General features: G+C 69.5%; 8 protein-coding genes. 1 reads left to right on the top strand and 7 read right to left on the bottom strand.

Annotated elements, in window-relative coordinates; translation table 11 throughout:
* From AB0M47_RS29015 to AB0M47_RS28985, 7 genes are all read right to left on the bottom strand, one after another.
* Positions 1 to 965 (bottom strand): iron-siderophore ABC transporter substrate-binding protein (locus tag AB0M47_RS29015; RefSeq protein ID WP_363419616.1); only part of this gene is annotated, 965 nt, incomplete at its 3' end.
* 15 nt (positions 966 to 980) lie between these two features.
* Positions 981 to 1,745, bottom strand: coding sequence for an ABC transporter ATP-binding protein (locus tag AB0M47_RS29010; protein ID WP_363419614.1), 765 nt, complete (start codon positions 1,743 to 1,745; stop codon positions 981 to 983).
* 33 nt (positions 1,746 to 1,778) lie between these two features.
* On the bottom strand, positions 1,779 to 2,711 hold the full coding sequence (locus AB0M47_RS29005; protein WP_363419612.1) for an iron ABC transporter permease: 933 nt from the start codon (positions 2,709 to 2,711) through the stop codon (positions 1,779 to 1,781).
* Positions 2,708 to 3,718 carry an iron ABC transporter permease gene (locus AB0M47_RS29000; RefSeq protein WP_363419620.1) on the bottom strand — a complete coding sequence of 337 codons (1,011 nt, stop codon included), beginning with the start codon at positions 3,716 to 3,718 and terminating at the stop codon, positions 2,708 to 2,710. The genes AB0M47_RS29005 and AB0M47_RS29000 overlap by 4 nt, the downstream gene beginning before the upstream one ends.
* A gap of 101 nt (positions 3,719 to 3,819) precedes the next feature.
* Positions 3,820 to 4,824 (bottom strand): succinate dehydrogenase/fumarate reductase iron-sulfur subunit, encoded by a 1,005-nt coding sequence (locus tag AB0M47_RS28995; RefSeq protein ID WP_363419610.1) that lies wholly within the window; start codon positions 4,822 to 4,824, stop codon positions 3,820 to 3,822.
* The gene (locus tag AB0M47_RS28990; protein WP_363419618.1) at positions 4,821 to 6,707 is read right to left on the bottom strand and encodes a fumarate reductase/succinate dehydrogenase flavoprotein subunit; all 1,887 of its coding nucleotides are present in this window, start codon (positions 6,705 to 6,707) and stop codon (positions 4,821 to 4,823) included. The genes AB0M47_RS28995 and AB0M47_RS28990 overlap by 4 nt, the downstream gene beginning before the upstream one ends.
* A gap of 1 nt (position 6,708) precedes the next feature.
* Positions 6,709 to 7,518, bottom strand: coding sequence for a hypothetical protein (locus AB0M47_RS28985; protein ID WP_363419608.1), 810 nt, complete (start codon positions 7,516 to 7,518; stop codon positions 6,709 to 6,711).
* Between the two features lie 200 nt (positions 7,519 to 7,718).
* Here AB0M47_RS28985 and dacB point away from each other — a divergent pair, with 200 nt between their 5' ends.
* Positions 7,719 to 9,305, top strand: a complete 1,587-nt coding sequence (dacB, locus tag AB0M47_RS28980) for a D-alanyl-D-alanine carboxypeptidase/D-alanyl-D-alanine-endopeptidase (RefSeq protein WP_363419606.1) — start codon at positions 7,719 to 7,721, stop codon at positions 9,303 to 9,305.
* The last annotated feature ends 21 nt before the right edge of the window (positions 9,306 to 9,326 follow it).

Below are 9,326 nucleotides of genomic sequence, written 5' to 3'. Positions count from 1 at the left end.
ACGAAGACCACCGCGATCGGCGCGAGCACCGCCGACGTGGTGCGGACGCCCTTAGCGAGGTCGTCGAGGATCTTGTTCGCGGCGGTCACCCCGATGCCCGTCATCCAGACCTCGTCCTTGACCACGTACGCCTTGCCGGCCTTCACCGCCGACAGCCCCTGCCACAGGGGTCCGGCGCTGACCGTCGCCTGCTGCTGAGCGGCCTTCTCGCCGTACGCCGCGACGAAGATGACGTCGCCGTCGAGGAGGTTCAGCTTCTCCGCGCTGACGGCGACGAAGCGCTTGTCCTCCTTGTCGGCGAGCAGCTGGAACTCGGGGCGGCCGAGGCCGCTGTCGCCGACGACGATGCCGGAGAACGAGGTCGGGCCGTACGCGCGGAGGGCGTCGGGCAGGAAGCGCGCGATCGACACCTTGATCTTCGACGGGTCGCCGAGCTTGGCGCCGACCTCCTTGGCCCGCTTCTCGTACGCCTCGAGCGCGGCGGTCGCCTCGGCCTTGTGCCCGAGGGCGTCGCCGTCGAGGAGGAAGTTCTCCTTCCAGGTCGAGCCGACCTGGGCGGTGAACACGGTCGGGGCGATCGCGGTCAGCTCGTCGTAGTACTTCTCCTGGCGGAACTTCGAGCCCAGGATCAGGTCGGGCTTCAGCGACGCGATCTTCTCGAGGTTCGGCTCCTGCAGCGTGCCGACCTCGGTGATGCCGCTGAGCTTGTCCTCGCCGAAGTAGGTCGGCCAGGACTTCGCCTCACCGGCGACGGCCGCGCCGACCGGGGTCACGCCGAGGGTGAGCGCCGTGTCGATCTTGTCGGTGTCGAGGACCACCACGCGCTTCGGCGTGACCGGGATCTTCGTGGTGCCCATCGCGTGGGTGATCTCGCGCGTGGCGTCACCCGAGGAGGACGGCGAGGACGAACAGCCCGCGACGGCGAGCCCGGCTACGAGCGCCAACATGACCAGACGGCGGTGCATGAGAAGACAGCCTTTCTACAGAGGGACGACCAGCGGAGCGCCGCTGACCGGGCAGGGCACGACCACACAGTCCATGCCGAAGACGCGGGCGACCAGGTCGGCGTCGATCACGTCGCGCGGCGTACCGGCTTCGACGATCTGACCGTCCCGCATCGCGATGACATGGTCGGCGTACCGGGCGGCCTGGTTGAGGTCGTGGAGGACGGCGACCACCGTCTTCCCCTCGTCGCGCAGGCGGCCGAGCAGCGTGAGGATCTCCAGCTGGTGGGCCGGGTCCAGGTAGGTGGTGGGCTCGTCGAGCAGCAGGATCGGGGTCTGCTGGGCGAGCGTCATCGCGATCCAGACGCGCTGCCGCTGCCCGCCCGACAGCGCGGCCACCGGCCGGTCGGCCAGCTCCGCGACGTCCGCGCTGCGCATGGCGGTCGCGACGGCCTCGCTGTCCTCGACCGTCCACTGGCGATACCAGCGCTGGTACGGCGACCGGCCGCGGCCGACCAGCTCGGCCACGGTCACGCCCTCGGGCACCAACGGAGTCTGCGGGAGCACGGCCATCCGGGTCGCGACATGCCGCGGTGACTGCTCATCAACGGGTACGCCGTCCAGCCGGACCGTCCCACCGCGCGGTTTGAGCAGCCGAGCCAGCGACCGCAGCAGGGTGGACTTGCCGCAGGCGTTCGGCCCGATGATCACCGTGAACCGGCCCTCGGGGACGGTGACGTCGAGACCGGCGAGCACGTCGCGGGCCTCGTACCCGACGGTCAGGCCTTCAGCGGAGAGCATGCCGCCTCCTTCGGGTCGTGGAACGGGGTGAACCTAGGCACGGCGGGCTCGCAGGAGCAGGAAGATCAGGAACGGGCCGCCGATGGCCGCCGTGACCACGCCGACGGGCAGCTGGGTCGGCGCCAGGACCCGCCGGGCGACCAGGTCGGCCACGACCACCAGGGCCGCCCCGATCACGGCCGCGAGCGCGATCGGCGGCCGCTCGGTACGCGCGATCCGCTGAGCCGTCTGCGGGGCGACCAGGGCCACGAAGTCGACCGCGCCGACGGTGGCCGTCGCGAGTGCCGCCATGACCACGCCGAGCGCACCCACGCCGGCGCGTACGCCGACCGGCCGGGCGCCCAGGCCACGTGCGGTGTCGTCGTCGAGCGCCGAGGTACGCAGAGCCCAGGCCGCCATCGCGAGCAGCGGCAGCGCCACGACCAGGGTGATCGCCAGCGGCGTCGCCTCGGCCCAGCCGAGCCCGTTCACCGAGCCCAGCAGCCAGATCTGCGCCCGCTGGGCGTCGATCGCGTCCGCCGTGGTGAGGGTGACCTCGATGCCGGCCCGGAGCGCGAAGGCGATCGCGACGCCGCCGAGGACGAAGCGGTTCGCGGTGAACCCGCTGCGGGCGCCGAGCAGGAACGCGACGGCGGCGGCGAGGAGGCCGCCCGCGAGGGCGGTCGGCGCGACGAAGGCGTACGGGAGCCCGGCGGTCACGGCGATCACTGCGGCGAGCCCGGCGCCCTGTGTCACACCGATGACGTCCGGGCTGGCCAGGGCGTTCCGCGTGACCGACTGGATGAGGGCGCCGCCGATGCCGAAGAGCGCGCCGGAGACGGCCGCCAACGCGGTCCGCGGCAGCCGCAGGTCCAGCGCGAGCGACCAGGGCAGGTCCGCCTCCCCGACGGAGACGCTGAGCGCCATCGCGCCCGCGAGGACGGCCGCCGCGACGACCAGCCAGCCCGCGTACCGGAGTCGTCTCATGCCGCGACCAGCCGGTTCCGCCGCGTCAACGCGATGAGCAGGGGAGCGCCGACCAACGCCGTCAGGACGCCCGCCGGGACCTCGCCGGGCGGCGCGATGACCCGGCCGATCGTGTCCGCCACCAGCACCAGTACGCCGCCCATGAGCGCCGACAACGGCAGCAGCAACGCGTGTGAGGTGCCCGTCTTGAGCCGGGCGGAGAGCGCACGAGCGGCGTGGGGCACCGCCAATCCGACGAACGCGATCGGCCCCGCCAGTGCCACCGCGGCCCCGGTGAGGGTCACCGCGGCGATCGCGGCCGCTGTGCGTACAAGTGCGATTCGATGACCGAGGCCCACCGCGACCTCGTCGCCGAGCGCGAGACCGTCGAGCCCGCGGGCCGCCGCGATGGCGCTGACCAGCCCGAGCAGGAGGATCGGCGCGGCCTGGACCACCAGGTCGAGGCCGCGACCGGACAGCGAGCCGACCGCCCAGAAGCGGAACTGGTCGAAGGTACGCGTGGACGTGCTGAGCAGCGTGTAGATGACCGCACCGAGGCAGGCGTCGACAGCCGCGCCGGTGAGCGCGAGGGTGATCGGGCCGCTGGCGCCGGTGCCGAGCCGGAGTCCGAGGGTGAAGACGATCGCGCCGGCGGCGAGCGCGCCGAGCAGCGCGAACCAGATCCAGCCGGCGAGAGTGCCGATGCCGAAGACCGCGATGGCGAGCACGACGCCGGTGGACGCGCCGGCCGAGATGCCGAGGATGCGCGGTTCGGCGAGCGGGTTGCGGGTGAGCGCCTGCATGACGAGCCCGGCGACGGCGAGCGCCGGTCCGACCGCGAGCCCGACGACAGTACGCGGAATGCGCAGGTCGTGGACGATGACGGCGGTCTCGGAACCGTCGGGATGGAACAGTGCGCTGAGGACGTCGCCGAGCGGTATGGGGCGCGCCCCGATCGCCAGGCTGGCCGCGACGGCGAGCACCAGCAGTGCCGCCGCGCCGAGCAGTAGCCCGATTCGCCTCCCCATCACGAGTGGGGAGCCTAACTAAGGCAAGCCTTACCTCGCAAATCGCTGGGACGGTTGTGACAACCGTCCCAGCGATGGGTCAACGCGAGACCTGAGCCAGATCAGTGCTTCTGCTCGGGGTGGTAGTAGTTGAGCTTGGTCGGGTCGACCGGGAACTCCACGTCGTCGCCGAACGGCGAGTTGGCGCCGACCCGGTCCGACAGCAGCTCGTTGAGGGGCAGGTGGCCCTTCTCGTCCACGTCCGCGCCCATCGGCGGGGTCAGCTCCCGGTGCCAGTTGATCGGGGCGGTCCCGTCGGTCTGCGGCGTCGGGTGCGCCGGGTGCAAGGTTGTCACCGCTACTGCCTCCTGCTCTAGCTGATCTCTCCGAAGGATCTTGCGACCCAGTCGGACCAGCGGATCGTACCGCCGGTCAACGACGCGCTCCTTCATGGGGATGATCGCGTTGTCAGTGATCTTGATGTGCTCCGGGCAGACCTCGGTGCAGCACTTGGTGATGTTGCAGTAGCCCAGACCCTGTTCCTTCTGGGCGTACTCCTTGCGGTCGGTACGCGCGTCCAGCGGGTGCATGTCCAGCTCGGCCGCCCGGATGAAGAACCGCGGCCCGCTGAACGCGGCCTTGTTCTCCTCATGGTCCCGCACGACGTGGCAGGTGTTCTGGCAAAGGAAGCATTCGATGCACTTGCGGAACTCCTGCGAGCGGTCGACGTCGACCTGCTGCATCCGGTAGTCGCCCGGGGCCACGTCCTTGGGCGGGGCGAACGCCGGGGTCTCCCGCGCCTTGATGTAGTTGAAGGTGACGTCGGTGACCAGGTCGCGGATGACCGGGAAGGTCCGCAGCGGCGTGATCGTGACGGTCTCGTCCTCCTCGAACGTCGACATCCGCGTCATGCACGCGAGCCGCGGCATGCCGTCGATCTCCATCGAGCAGGAGCCGCACTTGCCCGCCTTGCAGTTCCACCGGCAGGCCAGGTCCGGTTCCTGGGTGGCCTGCAGCCGGTGGATGACGTCGAGGACGACCTCGCCCTCGTTCACGTCGACGTCGTAGTTGACGAGCTGGCCGCCGGCCGAGTCGCCACGCCACACCTTGAACTGCCTGACAGTCATGCGAGCTCTTCCTCCGTCATGTACTTGGACAGCTCGGACTGCTCGAAGAGGGCGAGCAGCTCCGGGCGCATCGTCGGGACCGGCTGGTGGACCAGGTCGACGTCGCCGGACGCGGCCACGGAGCAGACCAGGTTGATCTGCCGCCACTTCGGGTCCATCTTCGGGAAGTCCTCCCGGGTGTGCCCGCCGCGCGACTCCTCCCGCTCCAGCGCCGCCTTGGCGGTGCACTCCGAGACGAGCAGCATGTTGCGCAGGTCGAGGGCGAGGTGCCAGCCGGGGTTGTACTTGCGGCCGCCGGTCGCGCCCACCTTGGCCACCCGCTCGCGCAGCTCGGCGAGCCGGCCCAGCGACTCCTGCAGCTCGCCCTGCCGCCGGATGATGCCGACCAGGTCGCCCATCACCTGCTGCAACTCGTGGTGCAGGGAGTAGGGGTTCTCGCCGCCCTCGCGCTGCAAGGGCGCCAAGGCCGCGTCGACCGCGGCTTCGAGGTCGGCCGGCTTGATCGCGGGGCGCTTGCTCAAGTCACCCGTGTACGCGGCCGCGTACTCCCCGGCTCGTTTGCCGAAGACGAGGAGGTCGGACAGGGAGTTGCCGCCGAGACGGTTCGAGCCGTGCATACCGCCGGACACCTCGCCCGCGGCGTACAGGCCGGCGATCCTGGTGGCCTGGGTGTCCGGGTCGACCTCGACGCCGCCCATCACGTAGTGGCAGGTCGGGCCGACCTCCATCGGCTCCTTGGTGATGTCGACGTCGGCCAGCTCCTTGAACTGGTGGTACATCGACGGGAGCTTCTTCAGGATCGACGCCGCCGGGAGCCGGGAGGCGATGTCCAGGTAGACGCCGCCCGCTTTGGTGCCGCGGCCGGCCTTCACCTCGGAGTTGATCGCCCGGGCCACCTCGTCGCGGGGCAGCAGCTCCGGCGGACGCCGGTTGTTGTCCGGGTCGGTGTACCAGCGGTCGGCCTCCTCGGGCGTCTCCGCGTACTGCTTGCGGAAGACGTCGGGGACGTAGTCGAACATGAACCGCTTGCCGTCGTTGTTCTTCAGGATGCCGCCGTCACCGCGGACCGACTCGGTGACCAGGATGCCCTTGACGGACGGCGGCCACACCATGCCGGTCGGGTGGAACTGGAGGAACTCCATGTTGATCAGCGTCGCGCCGGTCCGCAGCGCCAGGGCGTGCCCGTCGCCGGTGTACTCCCAGGAGTTGCTGGTGACCTTGTAGGACTTGCCGACACCACCGGTCGCCAGCACGATCGCGGGCGCCTCGAAGAGGACGAAGCCGCCGGTCTCGCGGTAGTAGCCGAACGCGCCGGCCACCCGGGCGGTGCCGTCGGAGTCGTCGAGCAGCAGCTCGGTGATGGTCGTCTCGGCGAAGACCCGGATGCGGGCGTCGTAGTCGCCGAACTCCTTCTTGTCCTCCTGCTGGAGCGACACGATCTTCTGCTGCAGCGTCCGGATCAGCTCGAGGCCGGTGCGGTCGCCGACGTGGGCCAGCCGCGGGTACTCGTGACCGCCGAAGTTGCGCTGGCTGATCTTGCCGTCCTTGGTGCGGTCGAACAGCGCGCCGTAGGTCTCCAGCTCCCAGATCCGCTCCGGCGCCTCCTTGGCGTGCAGCTCGGCCATCCGGAAGTTGTTGAGGAACTTGCCGCCCCGCATCGTGTCGCGGAAGTGGACCATCCAGTTGTCGTTGCTGTTGACGTTGCCCATGGCCGCGGCGGCGCCGCCCTCGGCCATGACCGTGTGCGCCTTGCCGAACAGCGACTTGGAGATGATCGCGGTCTTCTTGCCCGCCAGGCGGGCCTCGATCGCGGCGCGCAGACCGGCGCCACCGGCGCCGATCACGACGACGTCGTACTGGTGCTTCTCGATGTTTTCCACGATGTCACCCAATGAATCGCAGGTCGTTGAACCAGCCGGCGGAGACGGCCATGACGTAGAAGTCGGTGATCGCCAGCGTGGCGAGGGTCGTCCAGGCCAGGCCCATGTGGCGGGTGTTCAGCTTCGAGACGAAGGTCCAGAAGCGATACCGGAGCGGATGCTGCGAGAAGTGCTTGAGCCGCCCGCCGACGATGTGCCGGCACGAGTGGCACGACAGCGTGTACGCCCAGAGGCACAGCACGTTGATCCACAGGATGATGTTGCCCAGGCCCAGGCCGAAACCGCCCGGCGAGTGCATCGCCTTGATCGCGTCCCAGGTGTTGATGAGCGAGATCAGTCCGGCGGCGTAGAAGGCGTACCGGTGGAGGTTCTGGAAGACCAGCGGGAAGCGCGTCTCGCCGGAGTAGGTCTTGTGCCCGTCCGGGACGGCGCAGGCCGGCGGCGACATCCAGAAGCTCCGGTAGTACGCCTTGCGGTAGTAGTAGCACGTCAGCCGGAACAGCAGCAGGAACGGCAGGCTGAACGCGGCGTCGGGGATGATCCACCAGTTCGGCAGGATCGCGCCGAATTCGGCGGCCCCGGCGTCGGCACACCGGTCGGTGACGCAGGGTGAGTAGAACGGGGTGAGGTAGTGATAGTTCTCCACCCAGAAGTACTTGTGCATGAAGACGCGCACGGTCGCGTACGCCACCCACGCGGTCAGGCCGATCACGGTCAGCAGCGGTGCGATCCACCACTTGTCCGTGCGCAACGTCTTGGCGTCGATCGCCGCGCGCGGGCGCGCACCGATCGGCCTCGTTGCCGTCGTTGTCATTTGTCGCTCCAGCAGTCTTTCCGGATGTACTGACTGAACTTCTGGCGGCTCGCCCGAGAGGCTCCCCGGCGGGCGCAGCTCTAGTGAACGTGGCTTAGGTTACGCCCGAGAAGTGGATATTGGTGGGAGAGGCACGGGTCCAGATCGCACGCCTTCTCAACCTCTTGTGTGAAAAGAAGTTTCACGTCAGCATGAGCCGCATGTTACGACGTCACATTGCCACCCCTCTCGCCGTGGTGCTGCTGGCGGGAGTGCTCGCCGGTGGAGCCGCAACCGCCGAGCCCACCACCGATCCGGCACTGTCGCAATTGGTGCAACGGCTCGACTCGATCCTCGCCGACGCACGCCTCAACGGCAGCTTCGCCGCCACCGTCGTGCGCGACGCGCAGACCGGGGAAACCCTGTACAACCGGATGGGCGACAAGCGGCTGCTGCCCGCTTCGAACACCAAGTTCCTGACCTCGACCGCCGCGATGGACATCCTCGGCGCGGACTACCGGTTCACCACCGACGTCCTCTCGCCCGGCAAGCGCGCCGGCTCGGTCCTGCTCGGCGACGTCTACCTGCGCGGCAACGGCGACCCGACGTCGCTGGCGGCCGACTACGACAAGCTCGCGGCCGACATCGCCGCCAGCGGCGTCAAAGTGGTCACCGGCGACCTGGTCGCCGACGACACCTATTTCGACGATGTACGCCTCGGCACCGGCTGGTCCGCCGACGACGAGTACTCCTATTACTCCCAGCAGGCTTCGGCACTGACGATCGCGCCCGACACCGACTACGACAACGGCAACGTGGTCATCACGGTCTCGCCCGGCGCCAAGGCCGGTGACAAGCCGGTCGTGACGGTGACGCCGCCGACCGACTACGTGACGATCGTGAACAACGGCTCCACCGTGGCCGACGGCGGCACCGACACCCTCGGCGTGTCCCGCGAGCACGGCAACAACAACATCGTCATCGACGGCAACATCCCGGTCGGCGGCTCGGACACCGTCGAGTGGATCGCCGTCTGGGAGCCGACCGGGCTCGCCGCGGCCGTCTTCCGGGACGCGCTCAAGGCCCACGGCGTACGCGTCCTCGGGCGTACGCGGCTGGGGGTCGCCACCCCGTCGGCGGCTTCCGTGCTGGCGGCGCACCAGTCGATGACGCTCGCCGAGCTGATGGTGCCGTTCCTGAAGCTGTCCAACAATGGCCATGCCGAGGCGCTGACCAAGGCGATCGGGCAGAAGGTGTCGGGTAAGGGCACCTGGTCGGCCGGGCTCGCCGCGATCAAGTCCTTTGTGGTCTCTCAGGGGATGGACGGCGCGACGTTCCGGCAGTCCGACGGCTCCGGCCTGACCCGGTGGGACATGATCCCGGCGTACGAGCTGACCGATCTGCTGGTCGCGGTCCGGTCGAAGCCCTGGTACACGACCTGGTACAACGCGCTGCCGATCGCCGGCAACGCCGACCGCTTCACCGGCGGCACGCTCCGCAGCCGCATGCGCAACACGCCGGCGGCGAACAACGTGCACGCCAAGACGGGCAGCCTCACCGGAGTCAGCGCGCTCTCCGGCTACGTGACCACGGCCGACGGTCGCCAGCTGGTGTTCTCCGTGATCGAGAACAACTACCTCGCCTCGACGGTGAAGCCGATCGAGGACTCGATCGCGATCGCCCTGGCGTCCTGGAACAGCACCTCGACCGCCGCCGCCCGGCTCGCGCCCGCCACGTCGTCCGACTCGTCCTCCGACGACGCCCCGGCCGACCTCGAGTGCTCCTGGCTCAAGCCGGTCCTCTGCTGAGTCCGCTCCGTGAGAAGCAGA

The sequence above is a fragment of the Hamadaea sp. NPDC051192 genome, from assembly GCF_040682475.1.
Taxonomy (GTDB): Bacteria; Actinomycetota; Actinomycetes; order Mycobacteriales; family Micromonosporaceae; genus Hamadaea; species Hamadaea flava.
The sequence above is the reverse complement of the archived record's forward strand: the minus strand, read 5'-3'. Positions and strand labels throughout refer to the sequence as shown.